At 72.6% G+C, this 17,073-nt stretch carries 14 protein-coding genes; 8 read left to right on the top strand and 6 right to left on the bottom strand.

The window, feature by feature from the left end; translation table 11 throughout:
* Positions 1-23: 23 nt before the first annotated feature.
* Positions 24-902: a formyltetrahydrofolate deformylase gene (gene purU, locus ABII15_RS21780; protein WP_353943990.1), complete on the bottom strand. Its 879-nt coding sequence runs from the start codon at positions 900-902 to the stop codon at positions 24-26.
* A 68-nt stretch (positions 903-970) separates the two neighbouring features.
* Positions 971-1,471, bottom strand: coding sequence for a hypothetical protein (locus ABII15_RS21775; protein WP_353943989.1), 501 nt, complete (start codon positions 1,469-1,471; stop codon positions 971-973).
* Positions 1,472-1,588: 117 nt separating this feature from the next.
* On the opposite strand from ABII15_RS21775, the gene ABII15_RS21770 reads away from it, so the two are divergent.
* The gene (locus ABII15_RS21770; protein ID WP_353943988.1) at positions 1,589-2,884 is read left to right on the top strand and encodes an ABC transporter substrate-binding protein; all 1,296 of its coding nucleotides are present in this window, start codon (positions 1,589-1,591) and stop codon (positions 2,882-2,884) included.
* A gap of 63 nt (positions 2,885-2,947) precedes the next feature.
* Here ABII15_RS21770 and ABII15_RS21765 read toward each other — a convergent pair whose 3' ends face one another.
* Entirely contained in the window at positions 2,948-4,453 is a 1,506-nt protein-coding gene (locus ABII15_RS21765; protein ID WP_353943987.1) for a hypothetical protein, read from the bottom strand.
* Between the two features lie 175 nt (positions 4,454-4,628).
* The gene (locus ABII15_RS21760; RefSeq protein ID WP_353943986.1) at positions 4,629-6,014 is read right to left on the bottom strand and encodes a transcriptional regulator; all 1,386 of its coding nucleotides are present in this window, start codon (positions 6,012-6,014) and stop codon (positions 4,629-4,631) included.
* A gap of 315 nt (positions 6,015-6,329) precedes the next feature.
* Here ABII15_RS21760 and ABII15_RS21755 point away from each other — a divergent pair, with 315 nt between their 5' ends.
* The 4 genes from ABII15_RS21755 (at position 6,330) to ABII15_RS21740 (ending at position 11,290) form a co-directional block, all read left to right on the top strand.
* Positions 6,330-7,022, top strand: coding sequence for a bifunctional DNA primase/polymerase (locus tag ABII15_RS21755; protein WP_353947147.1), 693 nt, complete (start codon positions 6,330-6,332; stop codon positions 7,020-7,022).
* A 50-nt stretch (positions 7,023-7,072) separates the two neighbouring features.
* Positions 7,073-7,861: an ABC transporter ATP-binding protein gene (locus ABII15_RS21750; protein ID WP_353943985.1), complete on the top strand. Its 789-nt coding sequence runs from the start codon at positions 7,073-7,075 to the stop codon at positions 7,859-7,861.
* The gene (locus tag ABII15_RS21745; RefSeq protein ID WP_353943984.1) at positions 7,858-9,447 is read left to right on the top strand and encodes a transporter; all 1,590 of its coding nucleotides are present in this window, start codon (positions 7,858-7,860) and stop codon (positions 9,445-9,447) included. Before ABII15_RS21750 ends, ABII15_RS21745 begins: the two co-directional genes overlap by 4 nt.
* Positions 9,448-9,904: 457 nt before the next feature.
* Positions 9,905-11,290 (top strand): PAS domain-containing protein, encoded by a 1,386-nt coding sequence (locus tag ABII15_RS21740; protein WP_353943983.1) that lies wholly within the window; start codon positions 9,905-9,907, stop codon positions 11,288-11,290.
* Between the two features lie 262 nt (positions 11,291-11,552).
* On the opposite strand, the gene ABII15_RS21735 is transcribed toward ABII15_RS21740, so the two are convergent.
* On the bottom strand, positions 11,553-12,320 hold the full coding sequence (locus ABII15_RS21735; RefSeq protein ID WP_353943982.1) for an SIS domain-containing protein: 768 nt from the start codon (positions 12,318-12,320) through the stop codon (positions 11,553-11,555).
* 238 nt (positions 12,321-12,558) lie between these two features.
* Here ABII15_RS21735 and ABII15_RS21730 point away from each other — a divergent pair, with 238 nt between their 5' ends.
* On the top strand, positions 12,559-13,251 hold the full coding sequence (locus tag ABII15_RS21730; RefSeq protein ID WP_351461291.1) for a metal-dependent transcriptional regulator: 693 nt from the start codon (positions 12,559-12,561) through the stop codon (positions 13,249-13,251).
* 609 nt (positions 13,252-13,860) lie between these two features.
* Positions 13,861-14,724: an alpha/beta hydrolase gene (locus ABII15_RS21725; RefSeq protein ID WP_353943981.1), complete on the top strand. Its 864-nt coding sequence runs from the start codon at positions 13,861-13,863 to the stop codon at positions 14,722-14,724.
* Between the two features lie 164 nt (positions 14,725-14,888).
* On the opposite strand, the gene pdxH is transcribed toward ABII15_RS21725, so the two are convergent.
* A complete protein-coding gene (gene pdxH, locus ABII15_RS21720; protein ID WP_353947146.1) occupies positions 14,889-15,524 on the bottom strand; it encodes a pyridoxamine 5'-phosphate oxidase in 636 nt (211 codons plus the stop codon).
* Positions 15,525-15,732: 208 nt separating this feature from the next.
* On the opposite strand from pdxH, the gene ABII15_RS21715 reads away from it, so the two are divergent.
* Positions 15,733-16,845, top strand: a complete 1,113-nt coding sequence (locus ABII15_RS21715) for a citrate synthase 2 (RefSeq protein WP_353943980.1) — start codon at positions 15,733-15,735, stop codon at positions 16,843-16,845.
* Positions 16,846-17,073: the final 228 nt, after the last annotated feature.

Here is a 17,073-nt window from a genome sequence, read left to right as displayed (position 1 = left end):
ACGGGGGCGCCCGGGGCAACGGGCTAGGCGAAGACCACGGTGCGGCGGCCGTTCAGGAGGATGCGGCGCTCGGCATGCCACTTGACGGCCCGCGCCAGCGCCTGACACTCCACGTCCCGCCCGATGGCGACCAGTTGATCGGGCGTGACGTCATGCCCGACCCGCTCGACCTCCTGCTCGATGATCGGCCCCTCGTCGAGGTCGGCGGTGACGTAGTGCGCCGTCGCCCCGATCAGCTTCACACCACGGGCGTGCGCCTGGTGATACGGCTTGGCGCCCTTGAAGCTCGGCAGGAACGAGTGGTGGATGTTGATGATGCGCCCGCTGAGCTGCTTGCACAGGTCGTCGGAGAGCACCTGCATGTACCGGGCGAGCACGACGAGCTCGACCTGCTCGGCGCGGACCAGTTCGAGAATCTGCGCCTCGGCGGCGGCCTTGGTGTCCTTCGTCACGGGAATGTGGTGGAAGGGGATGTCGTACGAGGCGACCAGCTCGGCGAAGTCCGTGTGGTTGGAGACGACGGCGGCGACGTCGACGGGCAGCGCGCCGATCCGGGCCCGGAAAAGCAGGTCGTTCAGGCAGTGCCCGAACTTGCTGACCATGAGCACGACCTTCATCCGGTCGGCGGCCCGGTGGATCTGCCAGTCCATCCGGAACGAGTCACCGATCGCGGCGAAGCTGGCCCGCAGCTTCTCCACCGTCACCGGGGCGTCCGCGCTGAAGTGGACCCGCATGAAGAACAGCCCGGTGTCGTGATCGCCGAACTGCTGGCTGTCCTCGATGTTGCAGCCGGTCATGAAGAGATAGCTCGACACGGCGTGCACGATGCCCTGCTTGTCGGGGCAGGACAGGGTGAGGACGTACTGATCGGGACCGGCGGCGGCTGCGGACTGCGCGTTCATAGGGGCAAGGTTCGCACACCCCGCCCGCCGCCGACCCGCCGTCCCGGTGACCGGACAGCCCGTACGTCCTAGGCGGCCCGTGTCACGATCCGCAGCACTTCCAGGGTGCGCGGCGCGGTGTCGGGGTCCTCGCCGTCGCTCGTGGCGAGCTGGACGTGGGCCTCGCGGGCCGCGTGCACGGCGTCCGGCCAGCCCTCGTGCCGGAGGTAGACGGAGACGGGGGCGTCCGGCCCGACCTGGTGCATGATGCGCAGCACCTTGAGCACCGCGGAGTCGACGAGCGCCGCCTCCCGCGCGTCCCGGAAGATCGTCCCCACGTACTTCTCGGCCGACCAGTTGTCCAGCCAGGTGTCCTCGACGAGGCGGTACACGGCGTCGGTCACGTCTCCGTACCCGTCGACACCGGCCAGCCAGACGTCCTGCTGGAAGGACGGATCGGAGAGCATGTGCAGCGCGGAGCGCACATTGCTGCGCCAGCGCCACCACGGCATGTCGTTGAGTGGCATGCCGTCCATCCTCGTGGAGCGACGGCCGCGGCGGGAAGACTTCTCCGAGCTTTGCACGGTCATCGATCGTACGTGCCGCCCGCGGGCGCGCCGACCGCCCCCCGTAATTCACCCGGGCGTCACCACTCGTTGACCGCTGGTCACCTCCGGGTTGGGAAGGTGCGGGAATCGTGCGGGATCATGACCGGCACGGGCGGGAAGCGCCCTCTCTCCAGCACCGTCCAGCGCACCTTCCGTCTGTTGCGGAGGGTCACCACTCTCGTCGCGGGCACCACCCTGGCCGCCGGCTGCGGGCTGGTCCCCGGCCTCACGGGGGACTCGGGGGACCAGCCGGTCACCGTGATGACCTGGGCGCCGGTGAAGACGGCGGCGACGAACCAGCCGGGCATGCCGGCCGTGGCCCAGGCGTACGCGCGCTGGGTCAACGCCCACGGCGGTCTCGACGGCCGCCCGCTGAAGGTGCTGACCTGCAACGACCACAACGACAGCGTGGGTGCCGCGAAGTGCGCCCGCAGGGCCGTCGACCAGCACGTCGTCGCCGTCGTCGGCTCGTACAGCCAGTACGGGCGCTCGTTCATGTCCCCGCTCGAATCGGCCGGCATCCCCTACATAGGCGGCTACGGGGTGTCCGAATCGGAGTTCACCAGCCCGCTGTCCTATCCGGTCAACGGCGGCCAGGCAGCCCTGCTCGCCGGGAACGGGCAGCAGCTCGCCGGGGAGTGCGCGCGCACCGTGCTGGTCCGGCCCGACACCGCCGCGGGCGACGAACTCGTCTCCCTGATGGACACCGGCCTCGCCCTGCGCCACCGCCCCGCCGCCACCGACCTGCGGGCCGCCGAGGACGCCACCGACTACAACGACCAGGCGGTCGAGGCGCTGCGCACGGCGAGCGCCGTGCCGGACGGCGAGGGGTGCGTGGTGGCCGCGCTCGGCGAGCGGACGACCACGTTCTTCGACTCGTTCCGGCGGCTGCGCGACGCCTATCCGAAGGTGCGCACGGCCAGCGTGCTCGGCAGCGTCGACCAGTCCGCCGTCGACCGCTCCGGCGGCGCGCGGAGCGTCTACGAGGGCGCGTACGTGACCGGCTGGTACCCGGCGACGAGCGATCGGCGCTGGGACCGGATGAAGCAGGCCATCAACGAGAAGGCGTTCGGCGACAACCGGATCGACCCGGCGGACGCGGGCGTGCAGACGACTTGGATCGCGTACACCGTGCTGCGGCAGGTCGTCGAGGCGATCGGCGACGGCGAGGTGACCTCGGACAGCGTGCGCCGGACCCTCGACAAGGGCCTGAAGGTCACGACGGGCGGCCTCACGCCGTCGCTGCGCTGGGACTACGACCACATGTCCGCGGCCGGCGGCTACCCCCGGCTGGTCAACGCGCGGGTCACGTTCCAGCAGGTGCGCGACGGCCGGCTGGAGGCGACGCGCGCCTCGTCGGTGGATGTGATGAGGACCCTGGCGGACGCGACCTGACACCGCCGTACGCGGAAGGGGCGCGGGCCGTCGGCTCCGCGCCCCTTCCGTGGTCCTGCGGTGCTACAGCTGGATCGGCGACCGCGGGGTCAGCCCGTACTTGGACGCGATCGCGTTCCACAGCTTCGAGGCCGCCGCCTTCTGCGTGGAGGCCGTGCTGCTGGCCGCGTCCCCGGCCCCGCGCTGCGGCGTCGACCTGGCGCGGCCCTTGTGGCAGAGCTTCTTGTTGCCCGCGACCTGGTCGGCCCAGGCCGCGTAGTGGCTGTCCGCCGACGCGGACGCCTTCCAGGCCTTGGTCAGCGCGTCGGTCAGCTGCGCGTTCTGCGGCAGCTTGTCCACGGACAGGGCGCCGAGCTTGGTCACCAGGTCGTTGCGCTGCTGCGCGGCGGCCCGCAGGTCCTTCGCGGCGGCGGGCAGTTCCTTGCAGCCCTCGGTGTTGCCGACCGACCGTACGACGGCGGACCGGCTGTTGTTGGACTCGGCGAGCAGCTTGTCGAGGGCGACGGCCTGCTCCTTGGCCGGGTCGGCGGCCGGCGCCCCGGACTCGGCGGGCGCGGACGAGGAGTCCGAGACCGTCGTGGTGGCGTCGGCCTTCTTGTCGTCGTCGCCCCCGCTGAGCAGGGCGCCCGCGCCGATGCCGAGGACGAGGATGCCGACGCCGACCGCGGCGATCAGCGGCACCTTCGAGCCGGTGCGGGACTTGCCGCGCGAGGCGGGCGCGGGCGCGTAGCCCTGCGGCTCCACCGGCGGCACGTATCCGCCGCCCTGCGGGGCCTGCGGGGCGCGTGCGGCCTGCTGGGCGTGCGGGTCGAACCGCGGCATCTGCTGGGTGGACGCGGCCGGGCCCTCGGGCTCCGTACGGAACAGCGCGTCGAACTCGGCCGGCGGCTGCCGGTCGCCCGGGGTGCCGGGGCGGATGCCGTAGGGCGCGGCCTGCGGCTCGCCGGGCACCGGCGGGATGTACTGGGTCGCCTCGCTGTCCGCGCCGGGCATGGCGCCCGGCATCGGCTGCTGCGGCGGCATCTGCTGCATCGGCTGCTGCTGCACCGCGCGGCCGAGGAACTGCGTGGACTCGGCCGGGGCCTCCGGCGGCAGCGGGGACGCGGCCGTCTGCGGCGGTATGTACTGCGTCGCGTCACCGGCGCCCTGCGGGGCTATGTACTGCGTGGCGTCGCCGTCGTACCCGCCCTGCGGCGCGGCCGGCGGCATCGGCCCGGCCTGGGCGTACTGCTGCGGCAGCGCGTGCGGGGGCGCCTGCTGGTGCGGCGGCAGCGCGCCGGCGGGCTGCTGCGGGGGCGCGACCGGCGGCTGCGCGGCGGGCTGTCCCCACTCGTACGTCGGCATCGGCTGGGCGGCCTGCGCCTGCTGGGACTCGGGGCCCCACGGCTGCCCCCAGGGGCTGGCGCCGGCGGGCCCCGCGGGGCCTCCGGGCGCGGTCTGGTCGCCGAACGTGCCCGGCAACAGGGGCTCACCGCCGTCGGCAGGCAGCACGACACCTTCGTGTGCCTGCCGGGCCTGCGGAAGGTGCGGACTCTCGTCCTGCCCGCTCTGTCCGCTCTGCTGCGTCACCGGGACTCCTACTACGGATGGGGGACCATAACTGATTGCGGAATCGTCGGCTCACGCTACCGGGTCCTCGCACGCCCGTGCTACGCAGCTCAAATCCCGGGAGCCTCCCCCGTGACAGGAGTAACAAAACCAGCCGTGATGGCGCTGTTTAAGCACCGGGCCGGAACAGCGTTTCCTACGCGGCGGCCTGGAGCTCCACCCGCGCCCCGAACTCCCGCACCACGGCCTCCTCGCGGAACGGTTCGAGCCGCTCCTTGAAGTCCTCCAGGTACTCCGCGCCGCGGTTCGAGCGGAGCGTACCGAGCAGTTCCACGGCCCGAAGTCCCGTGTGGCAGGCCTGTTCCACCTCGCGCTGCTGCACCTGCGCCGTCGCGAGCAGCACAAGCCCGATGGCGCGGCGCCTGGCCCGCGACTGCGGATGGCCGTCGAGCGACTCCTGCGCGCACCGCGCCGCCTCCCGCGCCTGCCCCAGATCCCGGTGGCAGTGGGCGAGTTCGTCGGCGAGGTAGGCGGGATCGAAGTGGGCGATCCAGGCCGGGTCGTCACCGGAGTGCGCGTCGGCCTGGTCCATCGCGACCAGCGCCCGGCCGCCCGCGCTCTGCGCCGACCGCGCGTCCCCGAGCAGCGCGTGGCCGCGCGCTTCGGCGGCGTGGAACATCGCCTCCGCGCGCGGCGTCACGCGCCCGCGCGCCCCCTCCTGAGCCGCGCGGGCGAGCTGGGAGATCTCGCGCGGGTTGCCGAGCTGGGCCGCCAAGTGGCTCATGGACGCGGCCAGTACGTATCCGCCGTAACCGCGGTCCCCCGCCGCCTGGGCCAGCCTGAGCGCCTGGATGTAGTAGCGCTGGGCGAGGCCCGGCTGGCCGGTGTCGACGGCCATGTACCCGGCCAGCTCCGTCAACCGCGCGACGGCGGCGAACAGTTCGCGCCCCACGGCCTCCCGGTAGGAGCCCGCGAGCAGCCCGCTGACCACGCTGTTCAGGTAGTGCACCACCACGGGCCGGACATGTCCGCTGCCGTACTGGTGGTCGAGGTCGGTCAGCGCCTGCGTCATCGCCTTGACCGCCGCCACGTCGGACGGGCCCACGCGCGGCCCGGCCGTCCTGGCCACCTGCGAGTCCGGCACCGAGATCAGCCAGTCCCGGCTCGGCTCGACCAGCGCCGAGGAGGCGACGGACGAACCCGAGAGGAAGTCGCGGCGGCCCACGTCGCTGCGCCACAGCTCGCAGACCTGCTCGATGGCGCCGAGCACGGTCGGCGAGAACTGGAGTCCGACGCCGGACGCGAGGTTCTTGCCGTTGGCCATCCCGATCTCGTCGATCGTGACGGTCCGGCCGAGCTTGCGGCCGAGCGCCTCCGCGATGATCCCCGGCGCCCGGCCGCGCGGCTGCTGCCCGCGCAGCCAGCGGGCCACGGACGTCTTGTCGTAGCGCAGGTCGAGGCCGTGCTCCGCTCCGCACATGTTGACCCGGCGGGCAAGGCCGGCGTTCGAGCAGCCCGCCTCCTGGATGAGTGCCTGCAGCCGTTCGTTGGGCTGTCGCGCTACGAGTGGCCGTGCGGCCATGGCGTACCCCCTGCTGTCCCCAGGATCCTGGTCACTAGGTCGTCAGATCGTCACTGGCATCGGTGGATCAATGCCCGGCGGACAAACGGAAGATGCATCACAAACGGGTACTAAATGCATAAGCCTCTCAGGCGTTCTCCCCCTCGCCCCTCGCTTTCTGGTCCGTGGCTACCCGGCCCCCGCTGCCGTTGCCCATGCGCGCCCCCACCCATGCACCCATGCGCCCCACATGCGGGAACGATGCTCCCTCCTCCTCCTTACGTGCGCCCGTAACCCGAGGGAAGGGCGGGAGTTGAGAACGACGTGGAAGAGACCATCGCAGGCACCTCGGACGTCACCTCACCCGTCAGCCCCGGCAGCCCTGTCACGGCGTCCGGCCAGATCCCCAACCAGCGCGGCGAATCCCTGCTGGACACCGCCGTACGCTATGCGGAGGAGCGGCACTGGGACGTGTTCCCCGGAACCTGGCTGGAGTTCGACGACGGCGTCCAGCGCTGCTCGTGCGAGGACCTCCAGTGTGCGCGCCCCGGCGCGCACCCTGCGCGTGACGACTGGGCGACCCAGGCGACCGGCAGCGCCACCGTCGCCCGCCGCGTGTGGTCGAAGCAGCCGAAGGCCTCGATCCTGCTCCCCACGGGCCGTACGTTCGACGCGATCGACGTTCCCGAGACCGCCGGGTTCCTCGCCCTGGCCCGCATGGAGCGCATGGAACTGACCCTCGGCCCGGTCACCTGCACCCCCGACCGCCGCATGCAGTTCTTCGTCCTGCCCGGCGCCACCCTGAAGGTCCCCGACCTCGTACGGAAGCTGGGCTGGCCGCCCGCCTCGCTCGACCTGGTCGCGCTCGGCGAGGGCGCCTTCGTCGCCGCTCCCCCGACCCGCTTCGGCAGCCAGGGCGCCGTGCAGTGGGCGTGCCGGCCGACCGCGGCCAACCGCTGGCTGCCGGACGCCGAGGAGCTGATCTCGCCACTGGCGTACGCGTGCGGGCGCGAAGGCGGGCGCAGGTAGCGGCGCGGCGCCCGCTGGGGGCCGGGGCCCGGCACGCATAGGGTTCACCCATGACCGAGCCAGCGGCGGCCGTACGCGTACATGACCTCTGGAAGTCCTTCGGACGGCAGACCGCGGTCGCCGGGATCGAACTCGCGCTTCCCGCGGGCCGGTTCATCGGCCTGGTCGGACCGAACGGCGCGGGCAAGACCACGACCCTGTCCATGGTCACCGGACTGCTCCGCCCCGACCGGGGCACCGTCCAGGTCGCGGGCCACGACGTCTGGGCCGATCCCGCGGCGGTGAAGGCCCGGATCGGCGTCCTCCCGGAGGGCCTGCGCCTCTTCGAGCGGCTCTCCGGGCGCGAACTCCTCGGCTACACCGGGCGCCTGCGCGGCCTGCCCGGCGCCGAGGTCGACAAACGGGCCGGGCAGCTGCTCGACGTCCTCGACCTCGCCTCAGCCCAGCACAAACTGGTCGTCGACTACTCCACCGGGATGCGCAAGAAGATCGGTCTCGCGGCGGCGCTCCTCCACAACCCCGAAGTCCTCTTCCTCGACGAGCCGTTCGAGGGCGTGGACCCCGTCTCGGCGCAGACCATCCGCGGTGTCCTCGAACGGTTCACCCGGTCCGGCGCCACCGTCGTGTTCTCCTCGCACGTCATGGAGCTGGTGGAGTCGCTGTGCGACTGGGTCGCGGTGATGGCGGCCGGACAGATCCGGGCCCAGGGCCCGCTGGCCGACGTACGGGGATCGGCCGGATCCCTCCAGGAGGCGTTCCTGGAGCTGGTCGGGGCGCAGGGCCGCGCCGACGGCGGCACGCTCGACTGGCTCGGCAACCAGCCCGGGACCCCGGCATGACCGGCGCCGCGCCCCTCACCGGGACCCTGGTCCGGCTCAAGCTCGCCCTGCTGCGCAACGGACTGCGGCAGTCCGGCGGGCGCCTCGCCGCCTATCTCGTCTCGGCCGCGCTCGTGCTGCTGCTCACCGCGCTGCTCCTGCTCGGCCTGATCCTGCTGCACGGAAACGCGCACGCCGCCACCGTCGGCGTCCTGCTCGCCCTGCTGCTCGCCCTCGGCTGGGCCGTGTTCCCGCTGTTCTTCCCCAGCGGCGACGAGACCCTGGACCCGACGAAGCTGGTGATGCTGCCGCTGCGCACCGATCCGCTGGTGCGCGGGCTCCTCGTCTCCTCGCTCGTCGGCATCGGGCCGCTGTTCACGCTCTGCGCGCTCGGCGGCGCCGGGTACGCGGCCGCGCGCGGGGCGGCCGGCGCGGTGGCCGCCGTCGTCGCCGTCCCCCTCGCCCTGCTCACCTGCGTCGCGCTGGCCCGCACGGTGGCCGCCGCCAACATCAGGCTGCTCACCAGCCGCAAGGGCCGCGATCTCGCCGTGCTCAGCGGTCTCGTCATCGCGGTCGGCGCCCAGCTCGTCAACTTCGGGGTGCGCAAGCTGGGTTCGGCGGGCGGCATCGACGCGCTCGACCCCACCGGGCAGGTGCTGCGCTGGGTGCCGCCCGCGTCGGCGATCGGCGCGGTGGACTCGGCGGGCGGGGGCGCGTACGGCACGGCTGTCGCCCAACTCGCGCTCTGCGGCGCCGCGCTCGCCGGGCTGCTGCTGCTCTGGCGGCGGGCCCTGGACCGGCTGATGACCGCGCCCGACGGCTCCACCCTCCAGGCCGCCGAACCCACTCGCCGCACCCGCCGCACCGGCCCGCGCGTGCTTCCGGGCGGTCGCACCGGCGCCGTCATGGAGCGCAGCCTGCGCTACGTCTGGCGCGATCCGAAGACCAAGGCGGCCTGGGTCACCTCGCTCGCCATCGGCCTGATCGTGCCGGTCTTCAACGCGCTCCAGGGCACCGGCTCGGTCTACTTCGCGTGCTTCGCCGCCGGGATGCTCGGCATCCAGATGTACAACCAGTTCGGCCAGGACACCTCGGCGTTCTGGATGGTGGCGATGACCATCTCCTCGGCCCGGGACGCCTACGCGGAACTGCGCGCCCGCACGCTGGCGCTGCTGCTGATCACACTCCCGTACTCGGCTCTGGTCACGGTGGTCACCACGGCGCTGCTCGGCGCCTGGCACGCCCTGCCGGAGGCGCTCGGGCTGTCCTTCGCGCTGCTCGGCGCGATGCTCGCCACGGGCGCCTGGACGTCGGCGCGGTTCCCGTACTCGATCCCGCAGGAGGGCTACAAGAACGTGGCGCCCGGCCAGGCGGGACTGGCCTGGATAGCGATCTTCGGCGGCATGGTCGCGGCGGCCCTGCTGTGCGCGCCCGTCATCGCGCTCACGATCGCGCTGCACGCGACGGGCGCGGACTCCTGGGCCTGGACGCTGCTGCCGGTCGGCGCGGCGTACGGAGCCGCGCTCACCGTCCTGGGGCTGCGCCTCGCGGCCCCGCGCACGGCGGACCGGCTGCCGGAGATCCTGGCGGCGGTCAGCAAGGGCTGACCGGCACCGGCCCTGGACGCAGGCGACCCGCGAGCCGTGGTTCCCCCGTCGGAACGGGTGGAAGCCGGCCGGACGTACCGGCAGCTCACGGGTCGGGTGACTGCTTGGAATTGGGCCGGCTGGTCCGGCGCCGAATACGTGATGCGACGTCGGGCTCTAGCCCGCAGTCACCTCAGACGTCCGGTGTGCATACATGCTCCGAACCACCTCCTTTCAGTCTGTACGACACAGCCTAGGGAGCCGCCCGATGCCGCTCAACCGGTTTTTCGGGCCGCGGTCGAGCCACCGGGGGTTGCGCCGGGTTCGGTCATGGACTGCATGCTGGACCCGTGAGTTCACCTGATTCCACCTGCCGCTCGATTTCTCCGAAGTTGACAGAACTCCATGTGGGATGCGTCACGTTCGAGTTGAATGATCCGAGCAGGACGCCGACACAGCCTGCGGGGGGTGGTGCCAGGTGAGTGCTTCACGGCGTAGTGGAACCACCGACGAACTGGGACCCGACGAGCCCGACGGGGCCGATCTGCTGGCCGCGCTGCTCGACGGGATGGACGCCGCCCTGTGCGCGTTCGACGCCGACGGAGTGGTGACCCACTGGAACCGCGAGGCCGAGCGGATACTCGGCTGGTCGGCGGCGGAGGCCGTCGGGCGGCAGGGGTTCGCGGGCTGGGCCGTGCGGGCCGCCGACGCCGAGGAGGTCCAGGAGCGGCTGCTGGCCGCCATGCACGCGTCGGGGCGGCAGGTCCACGAGTTCGCCCTCGTCACCAAGGAAGGCGGCCGGGTTCTCGTACGGACCCAGTCCGCCGCCGTGCGCGGGTCCGACGGGAAGCCCGCGGGCGTGTACTGCGCCTTCAGCGAGGTGCACGCGCAGATCGATCTGGAGCGGTCCATCGCCCTGAGCGAGGCGCTGTTCGAGGACGCCGCGTGGGGCGTGGTGCTCGTCGACGCCGACCTGCGGCCCGCCGTGGTCAACGCGCACGCGGCGCGGGCGCTCGGCTCCGGGCGCACCGCCGTGCTCGGGCGGCCCCTGGGCGAGCTGATCTCGCAGGGTGTGGAGGAGCTGGAGGGCGCGCTCGCGCACGTGCTGTCGGAGGGGGCGCCGCCGTCGCCGATGGAGGTGTGGGTGACGGTACGGGCCCCCTCCGACAAGCACGACAAGCACGACAGGCACGACAGGCACGACCAGCACGGGAAGCAGGAGCGGCGGTGCTGGCGGAGCGGGTTCGTGCGGCTCGCCTCGCCGCTCGCGGAGGAGCCGGTGCCGCTCGGGGTCGGCTGGCTGTTCCAGGACGTGACCGAGGCCAAGCACACCGAGCAGGAGGCCGCGCAGCTGCGGTTCCGGGCGCACCAGCTGCACCGGGCGGCGCGGGCCGCCGCCGAGTGCGAGGATCCGGCCGAGGCGGCGACGGTTCACCTGGACTTCGCGCTGGCCGGGTTCGCCGACCATGCCGTGGTCGATCTGCTGGTGAGCGAGGATCCGGTGCGGCTGGTGCGGGCCGCGGCGACGCCGTCGGGGGCGCCCGGTCCGGGGCTGCTGGTGACGCGCGGGGCGCTGCCGGTGCGGTACGGGGAGGGGCATCCGGCGGTGCAGTGCGTGGAGCGGGCCGGTTCGGTACGGGCCGCTGCCGCGAGCACCGACGACGAGGTGGCCTGGGCCGCGGCCCGGCAGTGGCCCGAGGGGAGCCGGTACGCCTTGTGCGCGGTGCTGCGCAGTCGGGGGCGGACGCTGGGTGTCGTGACGTTTCTGCGGGGTGGCAGCCGGGTTCGGTTCGAGCGGGGTGACGCCATGTACGCCGAGAGCGTGGCCGCGCTGATCGCCGGCGCGGTGGATCTGACGGGCTGACCTGGCCGGGCAGTCGCTCGGCTGCCGGCCGGTGGCCGCTTCTCGCGCAGTTCCCCGCGCCCCTGAGGCATGCGCTGCCGCGCAGCCTCCCCTTGAGGCTGCGCTTCGCGCGCCTCTGAGGAAGGGCGAGTGGCGCACCACTGGTGGAGGGCGGGTGGCGCGCCTCTGATGAGATGGCGCACGCAGTGCGCATCTCAGGGGCGCGGGGAACTGCGCGAGAAGAGGCCACCGGGCCGCGGACGAAGGCAGCCCGGGGTGCGGTCTAGTGCTGGTAGAAGATGCGGTCCCGGTAGTCGTCGAAGACCTTGGCGTTCCAGGCGTGGCCCCCGTCCACATTCCCCGACCGCAGCAGCGGAGGCTGAACCCCCCGGTCGGCGAGGACGGCGGCGCAGGTGGCCAGGGTGGACTGCATCAGCGCACTGGTGGTGATGGTGGAGGCCGAGGCGAAGGGCGCGTCCACGCCCTCGTGGGTGAGCTCCGCGTCCCCCACGGCGATCTTCGAGTCCAGGACCACATCGCAGTGGTCGCGCAGAAACGTGCCGGAGGAGTGCCGGGACGTGGGCGCGTCGGGCCCGGTCGCGTAGGACAGGGACGTGACGCCGATGACCTTCAGACCGAGGGCGCGGGCGTGCGTGGCCATCTCGACCGGAAGCGCGTTGCGGCCCGAGAGGGAGATGATCACCAGGGCGTCGCCGGACGTCGCGGGGCTGGCGTCCAGGACGGCGGAGGCCAGGCCGTCCACCCGCTCCAGGGCGGAGCCGAGGGTCGCCGGCATGACGTCGACGCCGACCGCGCCGGGCACGGCGAGCAGGTTCATCAGGGCGAGGCTTCCGGCGCGGTAGACGACGTCCTGCGCGGCGAGCGAGGAGTGCCCCGCGCCGAACGCGAAGAGGCGGCCGCCCGCGGTGACGGTGTCGGCCAGCAGGGTGCCGGCCGCTTCGATGTTCGCCGCCTCCTCGTCCCTGACCCGCTCCAGGAGGGCGATCGAGGCGTCGAGGTACTGCGCGGCCAGTGTGCTGCTGTCGCTCATCGGCGTAGCCCCTTGGGTCTGACGGTCCCGCTCTGTGTCGCGGATCACCGTGCGGTCTGGACCAGTGCTCTGTCAATACACCCCCGGAGCGCGCCGGACCCCTGGTTTCCCCGGGCTTCCCCTGGCGCGGCACGGTTGTCAGCGGTATGCGTCAGAATTGACGTCAGGGCCAGCGCACGCGCTGTGCGGCCAGCCAGCGGGGCTGCCGCGTAGCTACACAGCTATACGAGGGGCACGTATGTCCGGACTGATCGACACCACGGAGATGTACCTCCGCACCATCCTCGAGCTGGAGGAGGAAGGTGTGGTCCCCATGCGCGCCCGGATCGCGGAGCGGCTCGACCAGAGCGGCCCGACGGTCAGCCAGACCGTGGCCCGGATGGAGCGGGACGGCCTGGTCGCCGTCGCCGCCGACCGCCACCTGGAGCTGACCGACGAGGGCCGCCGGCTGGCGACCCGCGTCATGCGCAAGCACCGGCTCGCCGAGTGTCTGCTGGTCGACGTGATCGGCCTGGAGTGGGAGCAGGTGCACGCGGAGGCCTGCCGCTGGGAGCACGTGATGAGCGAGGCGGTGGAGCGGCGCGTTCTGGAGCTGCTGCGCCACCCGACCGAGTCGCCGTACGGGAACCCGATTCCGGGCCTGGAGGAGCTGGGCGAGAAGGACGGCGCGGATCCGTTCCTGGACGAGGGCATGGTCTCGCTCGCCGATCTGGACGCGAGCGGGGACGGCATGACCGTCGTCGTGCGCCGCATCGGCGAGCCGATCCAGACGGACGCGCAGCTGATGTACACGTTGCGCCGGGCGGGCGTCCAGCCCGGTTCGGTGGTCAGCGTGACGCAGTCGCCGGGCGGGGTGCTCGTGGGCAGCAGCGGTGAGGCGGCGGAGCTGGAGGCGGAGGTCGCCTCGCACGTCTTCGTGGCCAAGCGCTGACCGGCTGATCCCAGGGCGGCGGCGGGCGCGTGCGGGAGCGTGTGCCGCGGTATGCCCGGTGGGCCGCGTGGGGCTGGGGGAACCCGCGCGGTGACGTTCCGGTGCCTGACGTCAACATCCTTGGTACGGCCGGGAGTTGACTGATATTCGCGCATGCTGCGCGTTTGTGCAGAAAGCAAGATTCACTGTGCGGAATCGCAGCGCTCCGACGCTCTGCGTGCAAGGCTGTCGCGTGAGGCATATGACCGGAGGGGGCCTGGGATGGACCGGCCGTTCGGGGCACGACGGGCTCGCGGGAAGCGGGAGCGGCCCGGCCCGGCGGATGTTCCTGCCCGTCACGCAGAGGGCCCCGGCGCCTTGCGGCGCCGGGGCCTGTCCTCCCCTGTGCTGACCCGGAGCCCCGAGCTCCCAGGGTCATTCCCCACGGACCGTTTTCCCCGAGCGGTCCGCCTCCCGAGGAAGAGATCCCCTCGGTGGCGCCGGTCATTCCTTGAGCGTTGTCACTCGAACGAGGGGTGTTGTCGGGGAGCATCACGCTTTCGAAAAAAGGTTCGATAGCGTGCGCGGGTACGCGACTGCAGGCGCGACCACAAGGGGGTGCCAGGGCCTATGGCACGGCGCATCGACGTGACCGGAGCGGGCGGGGTCCGTCTGGCGGCCTGGGAGTACGCCGACCCTCCCAAGGCGGCCGAGGCCGGCCGCGGTCCGGGAGTGCTCTTACTGCACGGTCTGATGGGCCGGGCGTCCCATTGGGCCGGTACGGCGCGCTGGCTGGCCGAGCGCCATCGGGCGGTCGCCCTCGACCAGCGCGGGCACGGAAAGAGCGCCAAGCCGACGCAGGGCCCTTTCGACCGCGAGGCGTACGTGCTGGACGCGGAGGCGGCGCTGGTGCAGCTCGGGCTTGAGCCCGCGGTGCTGATCGGGCACTCGATGGGGGCGCTCACGGCCTGGCAGCTGGCCGCGCGGCGCCCCGATCTCGTCCGGGGGCTGGTGATCTGCGACATGCGGGCGTCCGCACTGGGCGGCGCCTCCCAGCGGGAGTGGGAGGACTGGTTCAAGACGTGGCCGCTGCCGTTCGCGACGCTCGCGGACGTGCGGAAGTGGTTCGGGGAGGACGATCCCTGGGTGGAGCGGCCGAATCCGGCGCGCGGGGAGTTCTACGCCGAGGTGATGACCGAGTCCGACGACGGGTGGCGTCCCGTCTTCTCGCGCCGGCAGATGCTGACCGCGCGCTCGACGTGGGTGTTCGACGCGCACTGGGAGGAGCTGGCGGCCGTGCGGTGTCCGGCGCTGGTGGTGCGGGGGCTGGACGGGCAGTTGGGGCGGGCGGAGGCCCAGGAAATGGTGCGGGTCCTTCCCAGGGGGGAGTACGCCGAAGTGGCTGATGCCGGGCATCTCGTGCACTACGACCAGCCCGAGGCGTGGCGCGCCGCCGTCGAGCCGTTTCTGGACGGGGTGCTGGCGGGGCTTTAGGGCGTGTGTCGCCGGGTGCCGCCCGGTGGCCGCTTCTCGCGCAGTTCCCCGCGCCCCTGAAGCATGCGCTGCGCGCAGCTTCCCCTGAAGGCCGCAGGCCTCTCAGGGGCGCGGGGAACTGCGCGACCAGCCCCCACCGGGCCGCAGACGAAAGACGAAACCCGTCACGGGCTCAGGCGTTCCACCCGCCAGGCCGGTCCGGCCAGGACATAGCGGAGGCGGTCGTGCAGACGGTTCTCACGCCCCTGCCAGAACTCGACCGCCTCGGGACGCACCCGGAACCCGCCCCAGTGATCCGGCACCGGCACCGCGGTGCCGGGAGGATAGCGCCGGACCAGCGCCGCGTACCCGGCGTCCAGTTCGGCCCGGGAGGCCAGCACGGCGGACTGCTCACTGGCCCACGCCCCGAGCTGCGACCCGTGCGGCCGGGAGTGGAAGTACGCCTCGGTCTCCTCCCGCGACGTCCGCTCCGCCACCCCCGTCACCAGGACCTGCCGGCTCATCGGATGCCAGGGGAAGAGCAGCGCGACGTGGGCGTTGACGGCGAGTTCGCGCGCCTTGCGGGAGCCGTAGTTGGTGTAGAAGACGAAGCCCTCGTCGTCGTAGGACTTCAGGAGCACGGTGCGCGAGCTGGGGCGGCCCTCGGCGTCGGCGGTGGAGACCACCATGGCGTTCGGCTCGGCCAGCGGCGAGCCGGGGGCGGCCGCCTGCTTGAACCAGTGCGTGAACTGCCGCATGGGGTGCGGGGCGAGATCGGACTCGTGCAGGCCGCCTTCGTGGGTGCGGTACTGCTCGCGCATGCCGGCCGGGTCGGGTGTGTCGTTCACGGCGTCATCCTGCCGGACGGCGGGACGCCGCCGCACCCGGAGTGAGACATGGCACTGAGTGCCGCGAACTCTCGCCAACTGTGGCACCGAGGTCTATCTTCCAAGTGCCGAAACGGTTGAGCAGCCCGCCCCACGGGGCATCACGGGGAAGACCTGTCCACGCATCAAGAGGAGCCGCCTGATGTCCGACTTCGACCCGTCCTTCGTACCCGGCCTCGAAGGCGTCGTGGCGTTCGAGACGGAGATCGCCGAACCGGACAAGGAAGGCGGCGCCCTGCGGTACCGGGGCGTCGACATCGAGGATCTGGTCGGCCATGTGTCGTTCGGGAACGTGTGGGGGCTGCTGGTCGACGGGGCCTTCGATCCCGGGCTGCCGCCCGCCGAGCCGTTCCCCATCCCCGTCCACTCCGGTGACATCCGCGTCGACGTGCAGTCCGCGCTGGCGATGCTGGCGCCCGTGTGGGGCCTGAAGCCGCTGCTCGACATCGACGAGCGGCGGGCCCGCGACGATCTGGCGCGGGCCGCCGTCATGGCGCTGTCGTACGTCGCCCAGTCCGCGCGCGGGCAGGGGGTGGCGATGGTGCCGCAGAGCGAGATCGACAAGGCGCAGTCGGTCGTGGAGCGGTTCATGATCCGCTGGCGCGGGGAGCCGGACCCGAAGCACGTCGCGGCCGTCGACGCGTACTGGACCTCCGCCGCCGAGCACGGCATGAACGCCTCCACGTTCACGGCCCGGGTCATCGCCTCCACCGGGGCCGATGTGGCGGCGGCGCTGTCGGGTGCCGTCGGGGCCATGTCCGGGCCGCTGCACGGGGGCGCTCCGTCGCGGGTGCTCGGGATGATCGAGGAGATCGAGCGGAGCGGGGACGCCGACGCGTACGTGAAGCGGGCGCTGGACAAGGGTGAGCGGCTGATGGGCTTCGGGCACCGGGTGTACCGGGCCGAGGATCCGCGGGCGCGGGTGCTGCGGCGGACCGCCCGGGAGCTGGGTGCCCCGCGCTTCGAGGTCGCGGAGGCGCTGGAGAAGGCCGCGCTGGCCGAGCTGCACGCGCGGCGGCCCGACCGTGTGCTCGCTACGAACGTGGAGTTCTGGGCGGCCATCGTGCTCGACTTCGCCGAGGTGCCGGCGCACATGTTCACGTCGATGTTCACCTGTGCGCGGACGGCTGGGTGGTCGGCGCACATCCTTGAGCAGAAGCGCACGGGGCGCCTGGTCCGTCCTTCGGCCCGCTACGTGGGGCCGGGGTCGCGCTCGCCCCGGGACATCCGGGGTTACGCCGACATCGCCCAGTAGCCCGGGAGATTGCGGACGGTTCGCGACCGCGGGTGCGCGGGGGCTGGTCGCGCAGTTCCCCGCGCCCCTGTCGGGCAGTTCTTCGCGCGCGGCCCGGTGGCCGCTTCTCGCGCAGTTCCCCGCGCCCCTGAGGCATGCGCTGCCGCGCAGCCTCCCCCTGAGGGAGCGCTTCGCGCGCCTCTCCACCGGAAGCTGAGGTCATGCGCCTCTCCTCCGGGGGCCGATGAG

The organism is Streptomyces sp. HUAS MG91 (genome assembly GCF_040529335.1).
In the GTDB taxonomy this organism is placed as follows: domain Bacteria; phylum Actinomycetota; class Actinomycetes; order Streptomycetales; family Streptomycetaceae; genus Streptomyces; species Streptomyces tabacisoli.
This window is presented reverse-complemented; position numbering and strand designations above follow the sequence as displayed.

What these genes read in the sequence shown, in the direction of transcription:
- ABII15_RS21730 (WP_351461291.1), top strand. Translation starts at nt 12,559, where the DNA reads ATGTCCGGACTGATCGACACCACGGAGATGTACCTCCGCACCATCCTC.
- purU (WP_353943990.1), bottom strand. Translation starts at nt 902, where the DNA reads ATGAACGCGCAGTCCGCAGCCGCCGCCGGTCCCGATCAGTACGTCCTC.
- pdxH (WP_353947146.1), bottom strand. Translation starts at nt 15,524, where the DNA reads ATGCGCGAGCAGTACCGCACCCACGAAGGCGGCCTGCACGAGTCCGAT.
- ABII15_RS21760 (WP_353943986.1), bottom strand. Translation starts at nt 6,014, where the DNA reads ATGGCCGCACGGCCACTCGTAGCGCGACAGCCCAACGAACGGCTGCAG.
- ABII15_RS21745 (WP_353943984.1), top strand. Translation starts at nt 7,858, where the DNA reads ATGACCGGCGCCGCGCCCCTCACCGGGACCCTGGTCCGGCTCAAGCTC.
- ABII15_RS21735 (WP_353943982.1), bottom strand. Translation starts at nt 12,320, where the DNA reads ATGAGCGACAGCAGCACACTGGCCGCGCAGTACCTCGACGCCTCGATC.
- ABII15_RS21750 (WP_353943985.1), top strand. Translation starts at nt 7,073, where the DNA reads ATGACCGAGCCAGCGGCGGCCGTACGCGTACATGACCTCTGGAAGTCC.
- ABII15_RS21770 (WP_353943988.1), top strand. Translation starts at nt 1,589, where the DNA reads ATGACCGGCACGGGCGGGAAGCGCCCTCTCTCCAGCACCGTCCAGCGC.
- ABII15_RS21715 (WP_353943980.1), top strand. Translation starts at nt 15,733, where the DNA reads ATGTCCGACTTCGACCCGTCCTTCGTACCCGGCCTCGAAGGCGTCGTG.
- ABII15_RS21725 (WP_353943981.1), top strand. Translation starts at nt 13,861, where the DNA reads ATGGCACGGCGCATCGACGTGACCGGAGCGGGCGGGGTCCGTCTGGCG.
- ABII15_RS21775 (WP_353943989.1), bottom strand. Translation starts at nt 1,471, where the DNA reads ATGACCGTGCAAAGCTCGGAGAAGTCTTCCCGCCGCGGCCGTCGCTCC.